The 19,418-nt window shown below is 53.7% G+C and carries 22 protein-coding genes and 1 pseudogene; 19 read left to right on the top strand and 4 right to left on the bottom strand.

Features of this window, described 5'->3' with window-relative positions; genetic code table 11:
- The 10 genes and pseudogenes from COA55_RS06570 to nadA all read left to right on the top strand — a co-directional run.
- The coding region (locus COA55_RS06570; RefSeq protein ID WP_290501085.1) for a hypothetical protein at nt 1-230 on the top strand (230 nt) is incomplete at its 5' end.
- Nucleotides 231-287: 57 nt separating this feature from the next.
- Nucleotides 288-1,349 (top strand): substrate-binding domain-containing protein, encoded by a 1,062-nt coding sequence (locus COA55_RS06565; RefSeq protein WP_290501084.1) that lies wholly within the window; start codon nt 288-290, stop codon nt 1,347-1,349.
- Nucleotides 1,350-1,420: 71 nt separating this feature from the next.
- Nucleotides 1,421-2,806 (top strand): phosphate ABC transporter permease subunit PstC, encoded by a 1,386-nt coding sequence (pstC, locus tag COA55_RS06560; RefSeq protein WP_290501083.1) that lies wholly within the window; start codon nt 1,421-1,423, stop codon nt 2,804-2,806.
- 2 nt (nt 2,807-2,808) lie between these two features.
- Nucleotides 2,809-4,110, top strand: a complete 1,302-nt coding sequence (pstA, locus tag COA55_RS06555; RefSeq protein WP_290501082.1) for a phosphate ABC transporter permease PstA — start codon at nt 2,809-2,811, stop codon at nt 4,108-4,110.
- A gap of 41 nt (nt 4,111-4,151) precedes the next feature.
- Nucleotides 4,152-5,030 carry a phosphate ABC transporter ATP-binding protein PstB gene (gene pstB / locus COA55_RS06550; protein ID WP_290501081.1) on the top strand — a complete coding sequence of 293 codons (879 nt, stop codon included), beginning with the start codon at nt 4,152-4,154 and terminating at the stop codon, nt 5,028-5,030.
- Between the two features lie 62 nt (nt 5,031-5,092).
- The gene (phoU, locus tag COA55_RS06545; protein ID WP_290501080.1) at nt 5,093-5,806 is read left to right on the top strand and encodes a phosphate signaling complex protein PhoU; all 714 of its coding nucleotides are present in this window, start codon (nt 5,093-5,095) and stop codon (nt 5,804-5,806) included.
- Between the two features lie 138 nt (nt 5,807-5,944).
- Nucleotides 5,945-6,037, top strand: a pseudogene (locus COA55_RS16935) (peptide chain release factor-like protein); the annotation flags it as partial.
- A 2-nt stretch (nt 6,038-6,039) separates the two neighbouring features.
- Complete coding sequence (locus tag COA55_RS06540) at nt 6,040-6,444, top strand: DUF1365 family protein (RefSeq protein ID WP_290501079.1); 405 nt, start codon at nt 6,040-6,042, stop codon at nt 6,442-6,444.
- 5 nt (nt 6,445-6,449) lie between these two features.
- Nucleotides 6,450-7,733, top strand: a complete 1,284-nt coding sequence (locus tag COA55_RS06535) for a cyclopropane-fatty-acyl-phospholipid synthase family protein (RefSeq protein ID WP_290501086.1) — start codon at nt 6,450-6,452, stop codon at nt 7,731-7,733.
- Nucleotides 7,734-7,887: 154 nt separating this feature from the next.
- Entirely contained in the window at nt 7,888-8,937 is a 1,050-nt protein-coding gene (nadA, locus tag COA55_RS06530) for a quinolinate synthase NadA (protein ID WP_290501078.1), read from the top strand.
- Between the two features lie 139 nt (nt 8,938-9,076).
- On the opposite strand, the gene COA55_RS06525 is transcribed toward nadA, so the two are convergent.
- Nucleotides 9,077-10,513, bottom strand: coding sequence for a M48 family metalloprotease (locus COA55_RS06525; RefSeq protein ID WP_231880762.1), 1,437 nt, complete (start codon nt 10,511-10,513; stop codon nt 9,077-9,079).
- Between the two features lie 107 nt (nt 10,514-10,620).
- On the opposite strand from COA55_RS06525, the gene COA55_RS06520 reads away from it, so the two are divergent.
- The gene (locus tag COA55_RS06520) at nt 10,621-10,902 is read left to right on the top strand and encodes a sulfurtransferase TusA family protein (RefSeq protein WP_007150804.1); all 282 of its coding nucleotides are present in this window, start codon (nt 10,621-10,623) and stop codon (nt 10,900-10,902) included.
- Nucleotides 10,902-11,993: an AI-2E family transporter gene (locus COA55_RS06515; RefSeq protein WP_063521513.1), complete on the top strand. Its 1,092-nt coding sequence runs from the start codon at nt 10,902-10,904 to the stop codon at nt 11,991-11,993. The genes COA55_RS06520 and COA55_RS06515 overlap by 1 nt, the downstream gene beginning before the upstream one ends.
- Before the next feature lie 99 nt (nt 11,994-12,092).
- On the opposite strand, the gene bcp is transcribed toward COA55_RS06515, so the two are convergent.
- Nucleotides 12,093-12,581: a thioredoxin-dependent thiol peroxidase gene (gene bcp / locus COA55_RS06510; protein WP_063521514.1), complete on the bottom strand. Its 489-nt coding sequence runs from the start codon at nt 12,579-12,581 to the stop codon at nt 12,093-12,095.
- 66 nt (nt 12,582-12,647) lie between these two features.
- Nucleotides 12,648-13,175 carry an ACT domain-containing protein gene (locus COA55_RS06505; protein ID WP_290501077.1) on the bottom strand — a complete coding sequence of 176 codons (528 nt, stop codon included), beginning with the start codon at nt 13,173-13,175 and terminating at the stop codon, nt 12,648-12,650.
- 352 nt (nt 13,176-13,527) lie between these two features.
- On the opposite strand from COA55_RS06505, the gene dapA reads away from it, so the two are divergent.
- The 6 genes from dapA (at nt 13,528) to COA55_RS06475 (ending at nt 17,494) form a co-directional block, all read left to right on the top strand.
- Entirely contained in the window at nt 13,528-14,412 is an 885-nt protein-coding gene (gene dapA / locus COA55_RS06500; RefSeq protein ID WP_039926965.1) for a 4-hydroxy-tetrahydrodipicolinate synthase, read from the top strand.
- Nucleotides 14,409-15,026: an outer membrane protein assembly factor BamC gene (gene bamC, locus COA55_RS06495; protein ID WP_290501076.1), complete on the top strand. Its 618-nt coding sequence runs from the start codon at nt 14,409-14,411 to the stop codon at nt 15,024-15,026. The genes dapA and bamC overlap by 4 nt, the downstream gene beginning before the upstream one ends.
- A complete protein-coding gene (locus COA55_RS06490; protein WP_063519816.1) occupies nt 15,026-15,799 on the top strand; it encodes an MBL fold metallo-hydrolase in 774 nt (257 codons plus the stop codon). Before bamC ends, COA55_RS06490 begins: the two co-directional genes overlap by 1 nt.
- A gap of 26 nt (nt 15,800-15,825) precedes the next feature.
- Nucleotides 15,826-16,542: a phosphoribosylaminoimidazolesuccinocarboxamide synthase gene (purC, locus tag COA55_RS06485; RefSeq protein ID WP_063519817.1), complete on the top strand. Its 717-nt coding sequence runs from the start codon at nt 15,826-15,828 to the stop codon at nt 16,540-16,542.
- A gap of 71 nt (nt 16,543-16,613) precedes the next feature.
- On the top strand, nt 16,614-16,847 hold the full coding sequence (locus COA55_RS06480; protein WP_063519818.1) for a DUF6726 family protein: 234 nt from the start codon (nt 16,614-16,616) through the stop codon (nt 16,845-16,847).
- 140 nt (nt 16,848-16,987) lie between these two features.
- On the top strand, nt 16,988-17,494 hold the full coding sequence (locus COA55_RS06475; protein WP_063537857.1) for a hypothetical protein: 507 nt from the start codon (nt 16,988-16,990) through the stop codon (nt 17,492-17,494).
- 429 nt (nt 17,495-17,923) lie between these two features.
- On the opposite strand, the gene COA55_RS06470 is transcribed toward COA55_RS06475, so the two are convergent.
- On the bottom strand, nt 17,924-18,469 hold the full coding sequence (locus COA55_RS06470; RefSeq protein WP_290501075.1) for an HD domain-containing protein: 546 nt from the start codon (nt 18,467-18,469) through the stop codon (nt 17,924-17,926).
- 194 nt (nt 18,470-18,663) lie between these two features.
- On the opposite strand from COA55_RS06470, the gene COA55_RS06465 reads away from it, so the two are divergent.
- Nucleotides 18,664-19,359, top strand: a complete 696-nt coding sequence (locus tag COA55_RS06465; protein ID WP_063521337.1) for a GntR family transcriptional regulator — start codon at nt 18,664-18,666, stop codon at nt 19,357-19,359.
- Nucleotides 19,360-19,418 lie beyond the last annotated feature (59 nt).

Raw genomic sequence — 19,418 nt, 5'->3', positions numbered from 1 at the left:
AAGTGGGTTACATGCTTGTTCCAGAGAAATTTCAGATAGCATTGTCTTTCGCTACGCAAGATGCGGAGACTTATGCAGAAACATTTACTCAAACTCAAATTGGCGCGACTTACTTTATTAAAAAACATGATGTCAAGTTTCAGGCAAGCTATCGTATAGAAGATAATGAGGATGGTGTTGTTGGCAATGACAATAATACTTTCTTTTTACAGGCACAGTATCTTTATTAGCAGAAAACATTATCAGGATTGTAGGCAGAGCTTGCTATTAGTAATAGGCGACTTTTAATGAACAAACTTTCTTTTATGCTGATGATGACAGTTATTGTTTCATCGACCAGCATAGTGACTCATGCTGCGTCACGTGATTATATCGAAATCGTAGGTTCTTCAACAGTCTATCCTTTCGTAACCGTTGTCGCGGAATTTTTCGGTAAGACGACTGATTATAAGACACCCAAGGTTGAGTCTACGGGTTCCGGCGGTGGTCTTAAATTGTTTTGTCGAGGTGTGGGTTTGGAATACCCGGATGTGACCAATGCGTCACGTCGTATTAAGCAATCTGAGGTTGATCAGTGTGTCGGCAATGGTGTTAAAGGTATCATTGAAGTTAAAATAGGCTATGACGGTATTGCTTTTGCTAATTCTAAGCAAGCTGATGCGGCCTCATTCACACGAAAGGATATTTTTTTGGCTTTAGCTAAAAATGTGCCTCACCCCGATGGTTCAGAAACCTTAATTGAGAACCCCTATAAGACCTGGCAAGAAGTGAACAGCAATTTGTCAGATATTAAAATTGAAGTGCTAGGCCCGCCACCGACCTCGGGTACGCGTGATGCCTTTGTTGAGTTGGCGATGGAGGGGGGCTGCAAGAAATTTACCTGGATTAAAGCCATTAAGAAAACCAACAAAAATCGTTATAAGGCAATTTGTCACGGTATTCGTGAGGACGGCGCCTATGTTGAAGCGGGTGAGAACGATAATTTGATTGTGCAAAAATTGGTCGCTAACTCAGATGCGTTTGGTATCTTTGGTTATAGTTTCCTCGAGCAAAACTCTGACAAAGTACAGGGTGCTGCAATAGAGGGCGTGACACCAGACTTCGATTCTATTGCTACGGGGGCATATCTTGTCTCGCGTCCACTCTATATGTATGTTAAAAAAGCACACGTTGGTGTAATACCTGGGCTGCAGGAGTTCGCTGAAGAATTTATGAGTAATAAAGCAACGGGTGAGGAAGGTTATTTATCTGACCGAGGTTTAATACCAATGCCTGAAGACGAGCGCGAAAGGTTTCGCGCCGACGTTGCCGAGTTAAACAGTTTACCATCAAAGATTGATGTAGAGTGAAGGGTAGTAAAAATTTACGTTAAACCAAGTTAGCAACACGCTAGCGTGTTGATCGTTTTTTTGGGGAGAGTATGCAGCCAACAACACTATTATTGGTACTCATTGTGATGGCATTTATTGCTTATCAGATGGGCATGCGCCGTTCGTTTTCAGTCGTTGGCGGCAAGGTAAAACAGCTTCATTCTTTACCGATCTATCACGGTTCCTTCGTTGCTTTGGCAGCGTTCATTCCTGCTTTTTTTATTTTTTCCCTGTGGCAGTTTTTAGAAAATACCGTTATCACTAATATGGTATTGGGCTCCTTGCCCGTTGAGGTAAGCAGCCAGGCTCAGGGTGAAATTAATCTGTTTATTAGTAAGGTTAAAAACTTAGTAGATAACGGTATTGCGATTGGCGATATTAGTCCGTTACTACAACAGACAGCCGATTATTATGCAGCATTGCAAGACAAGAGTGCGAACTGGTTGACCTGGGTTGTTGTCGCACTGTCTTTGTCCGGCTTGTTTATTGCCTGGCGCTCGGTGAAACAAGAGGCACGTACGCGTAATTGGGTGGAAAAGGTTATTGTTGGCTTTTTGATTGCCAGTTCCAGTATCGCTATTTTAACCACCATGGGTATTATTTTATCGGTGCTGTTTGAATCAGTACGTTTTTTTGGCGAAGTGCCGTTTTCTGATTTTATGTTTGGTACCCAGTGGAGCCCACAAACCGCCTTACGCGCTGATCAAGTTGCTTCATCGGGGAGCTTCGGCGCCATTCCTCTATTCGTCGGTACGCTACTGATTTCTTTTATTGCCATGGTCGTCGCCATCCCGATTGGTTTGATGTCGGCCATTTATTTATCCGAATATGCGACACCTAAGGTACGTCTAATTGTTAAACCATTGCTTGAGATCTTGGCGGGCATCCCTACAGTGGTCTATGGTTTTTTTGCTGCGTTGACAGTGGCGCCGCTGATACGAGAATTTGGTGGTGGTTTAGGTCTTGATGTGGCATCTGAGAGTGCGCTGGCCGCAGGCTTGGTGATGGGCGTTATGATTATTCCCTTTATTTCATCCCTGTCTGATGACGTAATTAATGCTGTGCCACAGTCTATGCGTGATGGTGCTTATGCCTTGGGGGCGACGAAATCCGAGGCCATACTTAAAGTTGTTTTTCCGGCAGCGTTGCCGGGGGTGATCGGCGGTATTTTATTGGGCGTTTCACGCGCCATTGGTGAAACGATGATTGTTGTGATGGCGGCAGGCCTTGCCGCTAACTTGACATTGAACCCCCTGGATGCAGTAACGACAGTCACCGTGCAAATTGTCACCTTGTTAACCGGCGATCAAGAGTTTGATAGTGCTAAGACGTTGGCAGCATTTGCGCTCGGCTTGTTATTGTTTGTGACGACGCTCATTTTGAATGTTATCGCACTTTATGTTGTGCGAAAATATAGTGAAGAGACAGTTCTCTAAGTATGAGTCGTAAAACCACAGCTCAACGCTTGCGCACTATCGATATAGTGAATGCCAGCATGCGTCGGCGCAATGCGGCAGAAAAACGTTTTCAGCTTTACGGCAAGCTAGCTATTGCGGCGGCCATGTTGTTTTTATTGTTTATGTTTAGCAATATTATTTATAAGGGGCACACGGCTTTTGTACAGACCTTTGTTGTCTTGGATATTAGCTTTGATGCCGACAAGATGAATATTGGCGACCGCCGCGATAGAAAGAGCTTAGCCTCTGCTAACTATGCAGCACTAATAAAAGTGACTTTGCAAGATCTCTTTCCCGAGGTTACTCAGCGTCAAGATAAGCGTAAGCTCTATAAATTGATCAGTACGGGTGCTTCTTATCAGATGTCAGATCTGGTTAAGAATAATCCAGWTTTAGTTGGCACAAAGATGCGAATTTGGGTGCCAGTTGATGATGAAATTGACATGCTTAGAAAGGGTTATATCGATCGTGATCTACCAGAAAGTGATCGTCGTCTTTCAAACCAACAAATAGCCTGGGTCGATGTCCTAGAAGACAAAGGGTTACTGAAAACGCGTTTTAATTTTAATTTTTTTAGTAATGGTGATTCACGCGATGCAGAATTGGCCGGTATTTTGGCCGCTTTGTCAGGGTCATTTTTGACATTATTAGTGACTTTAGCGCTGGCCTTCCCTATTGCGATAGCGACAGCAATTTATTTGGAGGAGTTTGCACCCAAAAACAAGTGGACAGATATCATTGAGGTTAATATCAATAATCTGGCCGCAGTGCCCTCAATTGTCTTTGGTTTGTTAGGATTGGCTTTGTTTATTAACTGGTTTCAGTTCCCTCGCTCAGCGCCATTGGTAGGTGGGCTTGTGCTAACACTTATGACGCTGCCAACGATTATTATTTCCAGCCGTGCCGCATTAAAAAGTGTACCTAATGCCATACGCCAGGCTGCACTGGCTATCGGCGCGTCTAAAGTACAAATGATTCGCCACCATGTGTTGCCTTTAGCGTTACCCGGAATGCTGACAGGGACTATAATAGGGATGGCGCAAGCCTTGGGCGAAACAGCGCCTTTGTTAATGATAGGCATGGTGGCCTTTATTGTTGATGTGCCAACAGGGGTGGTGGATCCCTCTACCGTATTGCCTGTGCAGATATTTTTGTGGGCAGATAGCCCAGAGCGCGCCTTTGTTGAAAAGACATCAGGCGCCATCATGGTGTTATTAGTGTTTCTTATTGCAATGAATGCGGTAGCAGTTGTTGTACGTARAAAACTGGAGCGTCGTTGGTAGGCTAATGGCTATTCAGAGACTCCTGAATGAGGGTGCAAACCATGTTGGTGAACGATATTACATCTAACGACAATTCAACAGCAAACGAAAATGCTGTGGCAGCGACAGGCTACAGAAAAATTTCTCGCGAGCATCGCGAAACTGTCGGCGACTATACCGTTGCTGATCCACGTATTACTTGTCGTGATGTGACGGTTCATTATGGCGACAAACGCGCCATTCATGCTGTTAATCTTGATATTGCTCGTAACGAAGTGGTGGCGATGATCGGCCCATCCGGTTGTGGTAAATCAACATTTTTACGTTGCCTGAACCGTATGAATGACACCATTGAGACCTGTCGTGTCACGGGCGAAATAAAACTTGATGGTCAAGATATCTACGATAAAAATATCGATGTAGTACCACTGCGCTCACAAGTAGGCATGGTCTTTCAAAAACCAAACCCCTTTCCAAAATCAATCTATGAGAACGTTGCCTGGGGGCCGCGCATTCATGGCTTGGCTCAAAACAAGGCTGAGCTTAACGAAATTGTTGAAACCTCTTTGCAAAAAGCCGGTTTATGGAGCGAAGTGAAAGACCGTCTTGATAAGCCGGGTACGGGTTTATCCGGCGGCCAGCAACAGCGCTTATGTATCGCCCGCACCATAGCAGTGAGCCCCGAGGTTATTTTGATGGATGAACCTTGTTCAGCACTGGACCCCATTGCCACAGCTAAAATTGAAGACTTGATTGATGAGTTACGCCAGCAATACAGCATTGCGATTGTGACACACTCTATGCAACAGGCCGCGCGCGTTTCACAGCGTACAGCTTATTTTCATATGGGTGATTTGATTGAAGTGGGTAAAACTGCAAGCATTTTTACTAATCCTGTCCACCCATTGACAGAAGACTACATCACCGGACGTTTTGGTTAGCTACATCAATACAGTGATAGGATGGAGAATAGGTCATACGATGATTAGGAGTTATTAACAGAGTGGATAGTTATAGACTGGGTCGGCATATCTCGCATCAGTTCGATAATGAGCTGGAAAATATCCGTAATCGCGTTCTTGTGATGGGTGGTATGGTCGAAGAGTTATTGCAAATGGCAATCGTCCCCTTGCTCGAAGGTAATGAGTCCCCTGAAAAGTTGGTGCGACGTGATGAAAAAATCAATCAACTCGAAATAGAGATTGATGAATGCTGTAGCCAGATTTTAGCCCGACGCCAACCTACTGCGCGTGACCTCAGGCTGGTGATTGCTGTCGGTAAAGCGATTTCTGATCTGGAGCGTATTGGTGATGAAGCCAAAATGATTGCGCGTAAGACGGATGACTCGAAAGTAAAAGAATCACGACCTTATTATAACCAGCTCAAAGTATTGGTTGAGCGCGTACAAGGTATGTTGAATCAAGCCCTGGATGCCTTTGCGCGTATGGATGCAGAGTCTGCGGTTGAAGTGGCGCGCCAGGATAAAAATATCGATGACAGCTATGGCGAGTTATTACGATCACTGATCAATGATATGGAAGACAGCCCAAAGAAAGTCCGCCGTTCGGTCGAGCTGATGTGGATAACGCGCTCACTAGAACGTATTGGTGATCACGCTGCGAATATTTGTGAGCACGTTGTTTATGTTGTTAAGGGCAAAGACGTGCGTCATTTAAGCCTGGACGAAATGGAAGATGAAGTGAACAGACCTTGGTAGTAAGCTATTGATCTATTAGTAATAGAGTAATGCTAAAATACATCGATGACCACCATCAGTGTCACCAAACTCAATGCGCTCACTCAGCGTATGGCTGAGCTAGAAATAAATGAAAACCAGCTCAGCGAACGCTTTATTAAAGGCTCTGGCAGTGGCGGTCAAAAAATCAATAAAACTGCCTCTTGCGTCTATCTTCTACACAAACCCACCGGCATTGCAATAAAGTGCCAGAGGTGCAGAATACCCCCTGGCGTGAGCGCCACTTTTACCCGCTCACGTTTTCTTGTGGTGATAACGACGCCCTGGTGGTTGATCACCCCAAGGCTTTCCATGTCTCCCCCTTCCTGCCCATGTTGCTGCAATATCACTGGGATCTTCACGTTGCCTTACCCGATCTGCGAATAGGGTTAGAGGACCGGGAGAACCAGGTTCCCGTCTTCAAGGCCGGGGTGAAATTGCAATTATTTGCGTCAGAACCGGCGATGATGGGTAAGGGCATTTTCCGGTTTGGTGCACAGGGGTTGGCCACGCTGAAACGTATTTACTGGCAGGCCTTCAAACTGTGGCGCAAGGGGGCGGTCTTCCATGGCCACCCCGCTGGCAAGCGCGATGAATGCGATCAAGGAAACAGGGAGTGAGACAAATGCTGTCTGGCGATAAAGCCTCTGACAATAAAGGTGACCAGGCCGGCACACTGAGTTGGCCGCAATCGGTGGCGCGCACGCTGGTGTTGAATCAGCTTGAGAAACTGCCGCGGGGTGGCCTGCGTATCGATGAGCCAGATGGTAATACGGTCATGCTTGGTTCCGCCGTGCGGGACAATAACGCTCTGCCTAATGACCTGGGGCACATCGTACTGGCCGACTGGCGCACCTACAGCATGATGATGAGCGGTGGGGCGCTGGGGGCGGCGGAAGCGTTTATGGAGCAGGGCTGGTCCAGCCCGGACCTGATCAAGGTGATTCGCTATTTCGCGGCCAATGTGGATGCCATGCAAGCCCTGGAAGGTGGCTTTGCGGCCCTGTCCAAGCCGGCGCTGAAAATGCTGCATCGCTACAACCGTAATTCACTGCAAGGGTCCCGCCGGAATATTTCTGCCCACTATGATCTGGGCAACGATTTTTTCAGCCTGTTTCTTGATCGCACCATGATGTATTCCAGTGCGGTGTTTCCCCACCCAGATGCGTCCCTTGAAGAAGCGTCTGTACACAAGCTGGACCTGATCTGTCAGCGCCTGCAATTGCAGCCGGGGATGACCCTGCTGGAAATCGGCACCGGCTGGGGTGGGTTGGCCCTGCATGCGGCACGGCATTATGGCGTCACCGTTACCACCACAACTATCTCCCGTGAGCAGGCCCGCTATGCCCGCCAACAGGTGGCCGATGCCGGGTTGGATAACTGCATCACCATTCTGGAAAATGACTACCGTGAACTCACCGGCCAATACGATCGTGTGGTGTCGGTGGAAATGATTGAGGCGGTGGGGGCAGAATTTCTGCCGGGATACTTTGACGTACTCGGCAAACGCTTGAAGCCGGAAGGGCTGTTGTTGATTCAGGCGATCACCGTGCCGGACCAGCGTTATGAGTACGCGCTCAAGCAGGTGGATTTTATCAAGCGCTATATCTTTCCGGGCGGCTTCCTGCCCAGCGTGTCGGTGATGTGCGATAACCTGACCCGCCATACCCGCCTGGTGGCCACCGAGTTGCATGATATCGGCCACGATTACGCCCTTACCCTGAATCACTGGCGGCAACGTTTTCATGGTGCCTTGTCCCGCATTCGGGAACTGGGGTTTGATGAGCGGTTCGTGCGTATGTGGGAGTACTATCTGTGCTACTGCGAGGGGGCGTTCCTGGAACGGGCGATCAGCACGGTGCACCTGGTGGCCGCCGGTCCCGCCTATCGGTCCTCGTTAAAGGCTTGAAAACAGCCATAAGCGGGCGCATTTTATTCTCTGCAGGGCTAGTCATTGGCCGTGATTCAGCGGTTCTTTGATGTTGTGGTATTATGCCCGCCTTATTTTTCGTATTAACTTTCCAAGTTGTTGATATCAAGGGGAAACCCTGGGCGGTAAGGCAATGACTGCAGAGGCACAAGCACGGGTTCAGGCGCACCTGGCCAAGGTGGAGCCGGACGACACGCTCAGCGATGAGCAGCGTGCATCCTATCGTGACCGGATCAAGGCGCTGTTGCGTCAGCGTGATGCGGTGCTGGTGGCGCACTACTACACGGATCCCGAGATCCAGTCTCTGGCAGAAGAGACCGGTGGTTGTGTGTCTGACTCCCTGGAAATGGCACGTTTCGGTAAAGACCATCCCGCGTCCACGCTGATTGTGGCGGGGGTCAAGTTCATGGGCGAGACCGCCAAGATCCTCAGCCCGGAAAAACGCGTTTTCATGCCGACACTGGAAGCCACCTGTTCGCTGGATATCGGTTGCCCGGAAGACGAATTCTCTGCCTTCTGTGACCAGCACCCGGACCGTACGGTGGTGGTTTACGCCAATACCTCTGCTGCAGTGAAAGCCCGCGCTGACTGGGTTGTCACTTCCTCCATTGCAGTGGAGCTGATTGAGCACCTGGATAGCAACGGCGAAAAAATCCTGTGGGCACCGGACAAACACCTTGGCGGTTATGTGCGCGACAAGTCCGGCGCCGACGTGCTGTGCTGGGACGGCGCGTGCATCGTGCACGAAGAGTTCAAGGCCAAAGGCTTGCACGATTTAAAAGCCGCGTACCCGGATGCTGCCATTCTGGTGCACCCGGAATCGCCTGCGTCAGTGGTGGCCATGGCGGATGTGGTGGGTTCCACCTCGCAGCTGATCAAGGCCGCCTGCGAGATGGAAAGCGACGCCTTTATTGTTGCCACGGACAAGGGCATTTTCTACAAGATGCAGCAACTGGCGCCGGGAAAAACCTTCCTGGAAGCACCGACCGCAGGGTCCGGGGCAACGTGCCGCAGTTGCGCCCACTGCCCGTGGATGGCCATGAATGGCCTGCAGAACATGCTGGCAGTGCTGGAAGATGAAAACGGCATGGGCCAGGAAATCTTTGTGGATGAGGCCCTGGCTGAGAAAGCCATGGTGCCGTTGAATCGCATGCTGGATTTCGGTCAATCCCTGAAAGGGTAGAATAGCCCGAGGCCTGACCGGGTGATCTGTGTAACAGGTTGCGGGGTCAGGCGGTTACGGGGGACGAGTGACGACAGGCGAGAGCCCGGCGGATTCCCGTACCCCCCTCTTCATTTTAACTCTTGATTCCTGCTCTTAATCAAAACTCCTCTTCGGATAATCGCTGCATTTCCCGCAGGCGCCCATTCAGTTTGCTGTACAGCGCAAAGTCGTTTTCTGCATCGCGCAGGGCATAACGCATTTGTTGCTGGGCCTTGGGATCGTTGCCGCGCAGGAACTGGCTTTCGGCGCGGGCATGCAGGGCTCGCACGGTATCGCCACTGTTGCCGTAGGCATCGGCCGCCAGGTCCCAGATATGCGGATCATTGGCGTGCTCATGGACAAGCGGCTTGAGTAGCGGCAGGGCCTTTTCTGGCTGCTTGCTGCGCAGATAAGCCTTGCTCTGCAGGATGGACGCCGCGTAGTTGTCCGGAGAAATCTTCTGTACCCACTCGGTTTCCTGAATGGTCAGAGGGTAGTTGCCTTCATCGAGGGCCACTTCCGCCAGTCCCAGGTGGAACCAGAGCTGGTCGGGGTATTGGTCCGCCAGCCCCTGCATCAACTCGCGGGCCTGATCATAGTGATTGGCGCGCAAATAACTCAGGGCCAGACCGTACCGTGCCGCCTGTAACCCAAGCGCGCTACGTTCGTTGCTGTAGCGTTTGAAGTATTCAATGGCCTGATCGTCAGAGGTGATGAAACCCGCCTTGAGGCGCGCCTGGGCCAGCAGAAAGCCGGTGGATACCGACAGCCGTGCCGGGGGCAGGGTGCGAGCCCGTGCCCGGCTGTCGGCAATACGGCTTTCGGTCACCGGGTGAGTGAGCAGGAACTCCGGCGGATCGCCGGAGAAACGCTGGCTATCGTGCATGCGTTCGAAAAAACGCGGCATGGCGCCCGGGTCCATGCCGGAGGCGGCCAGGGTTTGCATGCCGACCCGGTCGGCTTCCCGTTCATTCTGGCGGGAGTAGGCCAGTTGGGCCTGAATGGCGCCGGCCTGGGTAGCGGCAATGCCGGCCATGCCGGCTTCCCCGTCACCAGCAATGGCCACGGCCAGGCTGGCCAGCATGGCCGCCAGCACGGCGGTGTTCATTTTTTTGGAATCCAGATAGCGGCGGGCAAAGTGCCGCTGGCTCACGTGGGCAATTTCGTGGGCAACCACCCCGGCCACTTCGTCTTCGCTTTCCGCATTCAGAAACAGGCCGGCGTTGAGCCCGATAACGCCGCCGGGCACCGCGAAGGCGTTAATCTGGCGGCTGTTGATGACCACGATATCCAGGTTGGGCTCTTTCAGGTCGCTGTAGGATGCCAGGCGGTAGACCAGGCTTTCCACGTACTCCTGCACCATGGGATCAGACATGATGGAGGTCTGACCGCGCAGGCTGCGCAGCCAGGCCCGCCCCAGGCGATATTCCTGATCGGCGGACATCAGCGCGGCAGTGGGGTCCCCGAGCACCGGCAGGTTGTCATCGGCGGCGGACGGACTGGCCAGCCAGCAGCAGCTGAACAGTAAAAAAGTACGTGCAAACAGCGTCAACAAATTGTGGCTCCGTCCAGGGACGAGTAACGGGTGATGGAATTTCGGGTATCGCTACATGGGCACTGAATCAATGCCCGGCTTGTGACTATAATGCCGTCAGGGCGGCGATGAATGAAGCGATTACAATGACTGAAAACCCTGTATCCGAACAAATGGTTGATCTCCATGTGGATGCCTCCACGTTACAATGCCCGCTGCCGTTATTGAAAACCCGGCAGGCGTTACGGCAACTCCGCGCCGGGCAAGTATTGGAAGTGATCGCCACGGACACCGGCTCAGCCAGTGATATCCCTGCTTATCTGAGACAATCCTGTCATGAGCTAGTTCGCATGCAGGAAAGCAAAGGCCGCTACTGTTTTGTTATCCGCTGCGGCACACAGGAGCCTTGATGCTACGCATACTGAGAAACTGGGCCGATAATTACTTCTCCGATGAAGAAGCGGTGTATCTGGTTGTTCTGCTGTTGGTCATTGGCCTGACCATCGCGTTCTTCGGCGGCATGCTGGCCCCGGTGTTGACGGCCATGGTGGTTGCTTACCTGATGCAGGGACTGGTGGGCGCGCTGGAACGCCGGGGAGTGAAACGCATGCTGGCGGTCGGCCTGGTGTTCACGCTGTTCATGGGGCTGCTGATTGCCACACTGATCGTATTATTGCCCATGGTCTGGCGGCAGCTGGTGTTGCTGGTTCAGGACCAGTTGCCCCATATGCTCAAGAACGGGGAAATCTGGTTGCGGGGGTTGCCGGCACATTACCCGGAAATTATTTCCATGGAACAGGTGAATTCCATTGTTGCGGTGATTCAGCGGGAAGTGGCGGAAGCCGGGCAAGGGGTGCTGACCCTGTCGCTGGCGTCGATCCCGAACCTGGTGGAAATCATGGTATTTTTGGTGTTGGTGCCGTTGCTGGTGTTCTTCTTTTTGAAGGACCGGGAAACCCTGGTGAACTGGATGCTGGGTTTTCTGCCCCGCAAGCGGCGGATCCTCTCCCATGTATGGCAGGAAATGGACGGCCAGATTGCCAATTATGTGCGGGGCAAGGCCATTGAGATTCTGTTGGTGGGCGGGGCGACCTTTATTGCCTTTGTGCTGCTGGACACGAATTACGCGGTGCTGCTGGCGGTGCTGGTGGGGCTGTCGGTGGTGGTGCCGTATATTGGCGCCACCGTGGTGACCTTGCCGGTGGCCGCGGTGGCCTATGTGCAGTTCGGCTGGGGCGGGGATTTCGCCTTGGTGATGATCGTGTACGGCATTATCCAGTTCATTGACGGCAATATTCTGGTGCCGCTGTTGTTTTCCGAGGCGGTGAATCTGCACCCGGTGGCGATTATTACTGCGATTCTGCTGTTCGGTGGGCTGTGGGGGCTGTGGGGTGTGTTTTTCGCCATTCCATTGGCGACGTTGATCAAGGCGGTGATCAATGCCTGGCCGAGGCAGGGAGGATACCCTGCCGGTGCTCTTGAGGAGCAGCCAGAGTCCTGATGTTTGACGCCTGATGCTGAAAGAGAACACGCTTGCGTCACCGCATGGCGTCAGGCTTTGGGCATCAGGCATCAGGCATCAGGCATCAGGCATCAGGCGTTAGGCGTTAGGCGTAATCCCCAGCGCATCCAGTTCGGCGAGCAGGTCTTCGTGATGGGTTTTGGTCTTGAATTTGTCCATCACCTTCAGCAACTTGCCATCCTTGCCGACGATAAAGGTGGTGCGGATGAGCCCCATGAATTCCTTGCCCATGAATTTTTTCATGCCCCAGCATCCGTATTTCTCGGCGGTGGCGTGATCTTCGTCGGATAGCAAAGTGAAGTTCAGGTCATGCTTGTCGATAAACTTGGGCAAGCGAGCAACCGCATCCGGGCTGATGCCGAACACAACCACACCCCGCTTTTCCAGCTCGGCCTTGGTGTCGCGGATGCCGCAGGCCTGGGTGGTACAGCCCGGGGTGAGGGCCTTGGGGTAGAAAAAAATCACCACCGGGTTGTTGTCCCTGAAGGATCGCAATTCAATCCGGTTGCCGTCCTGATCCGGCAGTTTGAAGTTGGGGGCCAGATTGCCAATCTTGGGGTGTGCCATGTCTGTGTCTATTTCCCTTGTCTTGGTTGATGTCTTTTGCGTGCTGCGTGAAGCGTGCTGCGGATTTTAACGCTTCGGTGTCATGGTGGCGTCCAGGTTGCGCGCTTCACAGAAATCCAGGAACGCATCGCGTAGCTGGGCCACGGAGTGCTCCGCGCTCATGCTCAGGACCAGCTGCAGGCTGAACATGCGGGTGCCGGTGTGGGGCGCAGCGTAAGTACCGGTATGCAAATCATCAATATTGATATTGCGCGCGGAAAAGAAATTGGCGATTTCATGGACGATGCCGGGGTTGTCCATGGCGACGACCTCTACCTCGTAGGGCAGGGCCGCAGGCCGGGCATCCGGGGCACTGGTGCGCTTGAGCGTGATCAGCAGGTCCAGCTGCTCGGCCAGTTGCTGCTGCCCGGCTTCCAGGTTATCCAGGGTAGTCGCGCTGCCGGCGACCAGCATCAGTACGGCAAATTCGCCACCCAACACGGTCATGCGCGAATCCATGATGCTGCCATCGTATTCCAGCACGGCTTTGGACAGAGCCTGCACAATGCCGGGCCGGTCCGTACCCAGGGCGGAAATGACAATTAACTGGTCCATGGCTGCTCTCCATCAGTGGTGGGCCATCTGTTTTATGGCCCGAGCAATACCGGGGCGGGCTCCGGTACGCCGGGCTAAAGTCGCCCTCTGCTGGGGCGTGTGTGGCCAATTAGTCTACCCAGTTCATCCCGCACTGAACACTTGTTGGCCAGACTGGTCTCAATACCAGGCCCTCGAGGTATTGCGGTTTTTCAGCCGCCAGTGACGTCCGCAGGGGGAAACGGGGGACTCGCGTCTTGTCCGCCTTGGGGGCGAGGTTTACCATAGCGCCCTTCAGTCGACGATAGCGCCTGCTGGCAGGAAGCGTCGCGGTTAATTGGCGTACAGCGTTTGCGCACAACAGGAGACAGGCATGATTCGCGGCAGCATAGTGGCCTTGGTGACCCCCATGCGTGCAGATGGGTCCGTGGACTGGGAGCGTTTGCGCTCGCTGGTTAACTGGCATGTAGAGCAGGGCACCCACGCCATCGTGGCTGTGGGCACCACGGGTGAATCCGCCACGCTGGGCTTTGAAGAGCATGACAGTGTGATCCGTGAAGTGGTAGCACTGGCCAAGGGGCGCATTCCGGTGATTGCCGGTACCGGCGCAAACAATACCGAAGAAGCCATTCGCCTGACCCGTGACGCGAAACGGGATGGCGCGGATGCCTGTCTGCTGGTGACCCCTTACTACAACAAGCCCCCCCAGGAAGGCCTGTATCAGCACTTTCTGGCGGTAGCCCGTGCCGTGGATATCCCGCAAATCCTGTATAACGTGCCCGGCCGGACCTCCTGTGATCTGTTGCCGGAGACCGTGGAACGCTTGAGCAAGGTGCCAAACATTGTCGGCATCAAGGAAGCCACCGGGAATCTGGAGCGTGCCCGCGAAATCCGTGAGCGTTGCGGTGACGACTTCATGCTTTATTCCGGCGACGACGCCACCGCTTTGGACTTTATCCTGGCTGGCGGCCACGGCGATATTTCGGTGACCGCCAATGTGGCTCCGGCGAAAATGGCAGCCATGTGTGAGGCGGCCCTGGCCGGGGATGCAGATAAAGCCCGTGCACTGAATGCGGAACTTGAACCCCTGCACCGTGATCTGTTTATTGAAGCGAATCCGATCCCGGTAAAATGGGCACTGTTTGAAATGGGGCTGATTGACGCAGGTATCCGGCTGCCGCTGGTGTCGCTGTCAGAAGCTGCCCAGCCGCGGTTGCGTGAAACCATGCGCCAGTGCGGCCTGCTGGAGGTTAAATGAAGAAAGCGGCGCTGCTTGTACCACTGATGCTCGCCCTGATGGTTGCCGGTTGTAGCTGGTTGCCGGATAGCAGTCTGGAATACCGCAAAGCTGCGGTGACCGATCCGATCAAGGTGCCGGAAGGTGGCGTGTTTATTGGTGAGCAGCCGCTGTATGCGGTGCCTCGTCAGGACGAGCGGTTGACCGGCCCCCGTGAGGATGAAGACCGTTTTCAGCCACCTCGCCCGCCGCAACTGGTGGTGTTGGGTAATGCCCCGGACAAGGAGAACGACGAGCCTGTGCCGGAAGGGGAGTCCGCCAAGGCACTGCTGGGCCGTGATGGCAACGGCTACCCGATTATCATGATGTCCACCCGCTATGCCTGGGCGTGGGAATACGTGGGAGATGCCCTGAAGCAGACCGACTTGAAAGTCAACGACCGCGATCGCGAAGTGGGGATCTTCTATCTCAAGGTGCCCAACCGTTATGAACTGGGTGCCCGTGAAGCACAGCTGAAACTGAGCCATACCACCAATGGTATTCAGGTGGCGGTCCTGAACGAGAAAGGCACCGCGCTGGTGGAGAAAACCCCGGGGCTGGCCATTCTCGAGCGAATCTACGACGAGCTCGATTAATGCAACTGGCGTCACTGGGCAGTGGCAGTAAAGGCAATGCCACGCTGGTGCTGGCTGACGATACCCTGGTCCTGATCGATTGCGGTTTCACGGTGAAAGAAACCGAGGCGCGGCTGGGGAGGCTGGGGCTGGCAGCGGATCAGCTCAGTGCGATTCTGGTTACCCATGAGCATGGCGATCATATTCGCAGCGCCGGGGCGCTGGCCCGCAAGGTGGGCTGTCCGGTGTATAGCTCCTTTGGCACCGCCAGTGCGGTGCATGACAAGCGCGCGACGCTGAAAGGCGCCGATTGGCAGGAAGTTCGCCCCGGCCGGGCGTTTAGCTTGGGGGCCATGGAGATCCTGCCGGTGCTGGTGCCCCACGATGCCCGCGAACCTTGCCAGTACCGTTTTTCCTGGCAGCAGCGCACCGTGGGGGTGCTGACGGACCTGGGGGCGATTACTCCCCACGTGGTGGATGCCTACCGGGAATGTGATGCGCTGGTACTGGAATGCAATCACGACCCCCAGTTGCTGGCGTCGGGGCCGTATCCATCATCGTTGAAACGGCGCGTGGGTGGTATGTTGGGGCATCTGAGCAATGATCAGGCGGCGGCGTTGCTGCGCCAGGCCAATGTGGACCGCCTGCAACACCTGGTGCTCTCGCACCTGAGCGAACAGAACAACACGTCCCGGCACGCACTGGATGCGGTCGAACGGGTGATTACCCAGGGGCGTGAACGAATTGGCGTTGCCAGCCAGACGGAAGGGTTTGACTGGCTGCAAGTACATTAATACTGACCTGAGTAATAGGCCTTTCCATGGAAAAACGCGACGAGTTGTATGCCGGCAAAGCCAAGTCTGTGTACACCACCGATGACGCGGACAAGCTGATCATGCTGTTTCGTGATGACACCTCTGCCTTTGACGGCAAGAAAAAGGAGGCGTTGGCACGCAAGGGAGCGGTGAACAATCAGTTCAACGCGGCCATCATGGAAAAGCTGAAAGCGGCGGGTATTCCCTGCCACTTCGAGAAAACCCTGTCGGCCACCGAATCCCTGGTCAAGAAGATGGACATGATCCCGGTGGAGTGCGTGGTGCGTAACATCGCTGCAGGCTCCATTTGTCGCCGTCTGGGCGTGGAAGAAGGGCTGGAATTGAACCCGCCCACATTCGAATTCTTCCTCAAGGATGATGACTTGGGCGACCCCATGGTCAATGATTACCATATTCAAAGCTTTGGCTGGGCCACCGATGAGCAGGTGGCGCAGATGAAAGCGCTTACCTTCCAGGTGAACGATGTGCTCAAGCAGCTGTTTCTGGACGGTGGCATGCTGCTGGTGGATTACAAGCTGGAATTTGGTGTGTTTAATGGTGAAGTGTTGCTGGGCGATGAATTCAGCCCGGACGGTTGCCGCCTGTGGGACAAGGATACCCGCGAAAAGCTGGACAAGGACCGCTTCCGCCAAGGGTTGGGCGGTGTGGTAGAGGCCTACGAAGAAGTGGGTAAGCGTCTGGGGATGACGTTCGAGTATTGATCAATCACATGAGCCTGCCGGGCCGACCGGTGTCGGCAGGTTCCAATAATAAGTAGAAAAAAGGAGAGGATATGAAATCCGTAATGCGTATGACCGTTATCGGGCTGTTGGCCGCCGTTCTCAGTGGTTGTTTCCTTACCAAGCTGGCGACGACCCCCATGCGTTTAGTCGGAGCGGCCGGGTCCGTGGTCGGGGCCGTGCTGTCGATTATTCCGGTGGCCGGTAATGCCGCGGATGAAGCGCTGGAAAAGGTCGACGGCGCCATTGACGGGACTGCGGACAGCATCGATAAAATCCCGCTCTGATCCTGCTGAATCTGCCCCGGCCGGCATTGATGCCGGTTGGTGGTGACGCCTTGGCGCTTGTAATCGGCCGGGGGGTTGTGAAAAATACAGGCTCTTTGCCGGGGCTTGCCCGATATAACAACAATAAACTGGAGTTTGCCATGCGTCGCTGGCTACTTTCCTTCCTTGTGTTGCTGCCCCTCTCGGCGGCGGCGGACAATGCCCTGATCGGTATCGGCTACCTCAATGGTCTGGTCGGGCTTAATCTCGAATGGGCTACCGAAAAGAACAGTTTCTACGGCATGCCTGCCTATTATGTGGATTCCAGTGGCCTGGATACGGAAGAGTTCCGCTGGGTAGCGGGCTGGCGCCGCAAGATGGAACGCGGACTCATGTCAGAGAAGGGTTTCTACACAGGCCTGATGGCGGGTGATCTGGGCGGCGAACGCCACTATGAGCGGCTGGGCGCAGGCGTTGAGCTGGGCCACCAGTGGGTGAAACCGTATTCCCGCTGGACCGTGAGCGCGGCGGTGGGGGTGCTGGAGTCCCTGGATTGCACGGAGTACCGTACCAATGTGGGTTGCGATAGTCAGGAAGAGCAGGACCAGTATGATCTGGATGTGGAGCCTGTGGTGGTGTTGGGCGTGAGCTTTAGCCTGCGTCGTTGATGACTCCTGAACCCGAGATCACTGTTTTATTTTATGAAAAAGCCGCTTGTTTGAGCGGCTTTTCTCGTTCTGATTATTCCGCTTGCATGCCACGCCGGGCAAAACTGTAAGCCCAACTTTTCGTTAGATTAGCCACGCCTTTCTCTTGCTTTTTCCGCTTATGCCCTTTTGGCGGGCAACAGTTTTGCACAGCGAACACGCTTATTTCACTTGATGCGTGAACGTTGAGGTCTAAGCTATTGATTTGCAGTGTGTATTTTTAAGTCTTTGATTTAAAAGACTTTAATATTATGGCCATTTTTTCATCATTCCAATGACATGGCAGGCGCGGCAGGCGGTGGGGACGGTTCCTGACAGTCTATGCACAGAGTTATCCACAGAAGCTGTGGGTAACTTTATCTCCTGTGCCAGAGGGTTCTGCGCAGAAGATTATCGTTTGAGCATGGGCAGGGGGCGCCAGGGCTGGCTGAGTAGTTGTTGGCCGCTGAGCTTTAGCAGTAGCGGATGAAAGCCTGCATTGGGGAAGCCCCGTTTGATCAACCGGATTCGCGCCATGGGAATGCCGAAACGCAGCAGCCCCAGGCTTACATCAACCCAGTCTGCCCGGCGGAATACTTCGGTGAGGTCCAGGTGGTTGCGGCTGAAGCGACTGAGCTTGTGGTGATTCATGATCATGTTGCGCACGTCCTGACACCAATCGTCCAGGCCTTCTTCCTGAAGGTAGTGTTCAGCGAGGCGGGCGGACGGTTGCAGATAGTCGAAGGTGCCGGCGAGCCAGATGCCTGCATCATGGAAAAAGGCGGCGACCTGCAGTTTATCCAGCTCTTCGTCGTTGATGGGGCGTTGCGCCATGACCAGGTTTACCAGCCGATAGACATGGTTGCGGTACGCGGTCTGTTGTTTACCAAAACGCTCTGCGTATTGGTCGAACAGTTGCTCCACTCTGGGTAACTGGGTGATCAAGTCCTTGTTCATGTAGCTCCGCCCGATATCGGGTGTGGTTACAGTTCTTGTTGTGGGTAAATCGGTGCTGCAGCTGGATCAGTATGGCACTGATGCATTTGATACTGACGGGGGATGGTTGGCAAATCCAGCACTTGGTGGCGGCATTCTTGTGTACTATAGTCGGACAAGCTTAATTGGATTGTTCAACAAGTACCGGGGGTTCGGTGAGCTTTAAAGCGAAGGAAAGCCTCTCTGAGCAAATTGCCCAGCATCTCGCTCAGCAAATCATCCATGGTGACATGCTGGCCGGTGATCGCATTCAGGAACTGCGAGTCGCAGGGGAACTGGATGTCAGCCGAGGGTCCGTGCGTGAGGCATTGCTGATTTTGCAGCGCCGCCAGCTGATCGACATTCTGCCGCGCCGGGGTGCGGTGGTGAAGGAAATGTCCGAAGCCCATGTGCGCAGCCTGTATGAAGTCATGCAGGTGTTGCTGGGGCTGGTGATTCGCAAGGCCATTAAAGTGGTGCGCGAGGAGGACCTGGATTCGTTCATTGAGTTGGTTCACGGTTTGCAAGTGGCGGCGGAGGAGCGCGACCACGATGTCTTCTTTACCCTCAGCTTTCGCTTTCTGGAGCATGTCTATCCGTTTGCCCGCAATGTCTTTGTGGAAGATGTGCTGATCAATATGCAGCCGGCCATGCAGCGGGCTTACTTTATGGCTCTGCATCTGGAGCCGGATGAGATCAAAGAGTGTTTGTCGTTCTTCAAGGCGTTGGTGGAAACCATTTTCCGCCGTGATGTGCGTTCGGCCCTGGAAATTATCCGCGAGTTTGCCGAGCATCAGTCGGACCTGGTGGAAGAGTCCATCACCCGCGCGCGCCAGATTGAAACCGCCTGGGGCTCGCGCCGCCGCAAGTAATGCGGTGCTGGGCGCGCGGCTGGATCACGGATGATTGGTAATCTGCAACGAGGGTCTTG

It is taken from the genome of Alcanivorax sp., from assembly GCF_002733835.1.
Taxonomy (GTDB): Bacteria; Pseudomonadota; Gammaproteobacteria; order Pseudomonadales; family Alcanivoracaceae; genus Alcanivorax.
The sequence above is the reverse complement of the archived record's forward strand: the minus strand, read 5'-3'. Positions and strand labels throughout refer to the sequence as shown.

Bases quoted from the DNA above. Each gene is read 5' to 3' on its own strand.
- COA55_RS06565 (WP_290501084.1), top strand. From the start codon at position 288: ATGAACAAACTTTCTTTTATGCTGATGATGACAGTTATTGTTTCATCG.
- pstC (WP_290501083.1), top strand. From the start codon at position 1,421: ATGCAGCCAACAACACTATTATTGGTACTCATTGTGATGGCATTTATT.
- pstB (WP_290501081.1), top strand. From the start codon at position 4,152: ATGTTGGTGAACGATATTACATCTAACGACAATTCAACAGCAAACGAA.
- COA55_RS06535 (WP_290501086.1), top strand. From the start codon at position 6,450: ATGCTGTCTGGCGATAAAGCCTCTGACAATAAAGGTGACCAGGCCGGC.
- nadA (WP_290501078.1), top strand. From the start codon at position 7,888: ATGACTGCAGAGGCACAAGCACGGGTTCAGGCGCACCTGGCCAAGGTG.
- COA55_RS06520 (WP_007150804.1), top strand. From the start codon at position 10,621: ATGAATGAAGCGATTACAATGACTGAAAACCCTGTATCCGAACAAATG.
- COA55_RS06515 (WP_063521513.1), top strand. From the start codon at position 10,902: ATGCTACGCATACTGAGAAACTGGGCCGATAATTACTTCTCCGATGAA.
- bcp (WP_063521514.1), bottom strand. From the start codon at position 12,581: ATGGCACACCCCAAGATTGGCAATCTGGCCCCCAACTTCAAACTGCCG.
- COA55_RS06505 (WP_290501077.1), bottom strand. From the start codon at position 13,175: ATGGACCAGTTAATTGTCATTTCCGCCCTGGGTACGGACCGGCCCGGC.
- dapA (WP_039926965.1), top strand. From the start codon at position 13,528: ATGATTCGCGGCAGCATAGTGGCCTTGGTGACCCCCATGCGTGCAGAT.
- bamC (WP_290501076.1), top strand. From the start codon at position 14,409: ATGAAGAAAGCGGCGCTGCTTGTACCACTGATGCTCGCCCTGATGGTT.
- COA55_RS06490 (WP_063519816.1), top strand. From the start codon at position 15,026: ATGCAACTGGCGTCACTGGGCAGTGGCAGTAAAGGCAATGCCACGCTG.
- purC (WP_063519817.1), top strand. From the start codon at position 15,826: ATGGAAAAACGCGACGAGTTGTATGCCGGCAAAGCCAAGTCTGTGTAC.
- COA55_RS06480 (WP_063519818.1), top strand. From the start codon at position 16,614: ATGAAATCCGTAATGCGTATGACCGTTATCGGGCTGTTGGCCGCCGTT.
- COA55_RS06475 (WP_063537857.1), top strand. From the start codon at position 16,988: ATGCGTCGCTGGCTACTTTCCTTCCTTGTGTTGCTGCCCCTCTCGGCG.
- COA55_RS06470 (WP_290501075.1), bottom strand. From the start codon at position 18,469: ATGAACAAGGACTTGATCACCCAGTTACCCAGAGTGGAGCAACTGTTC.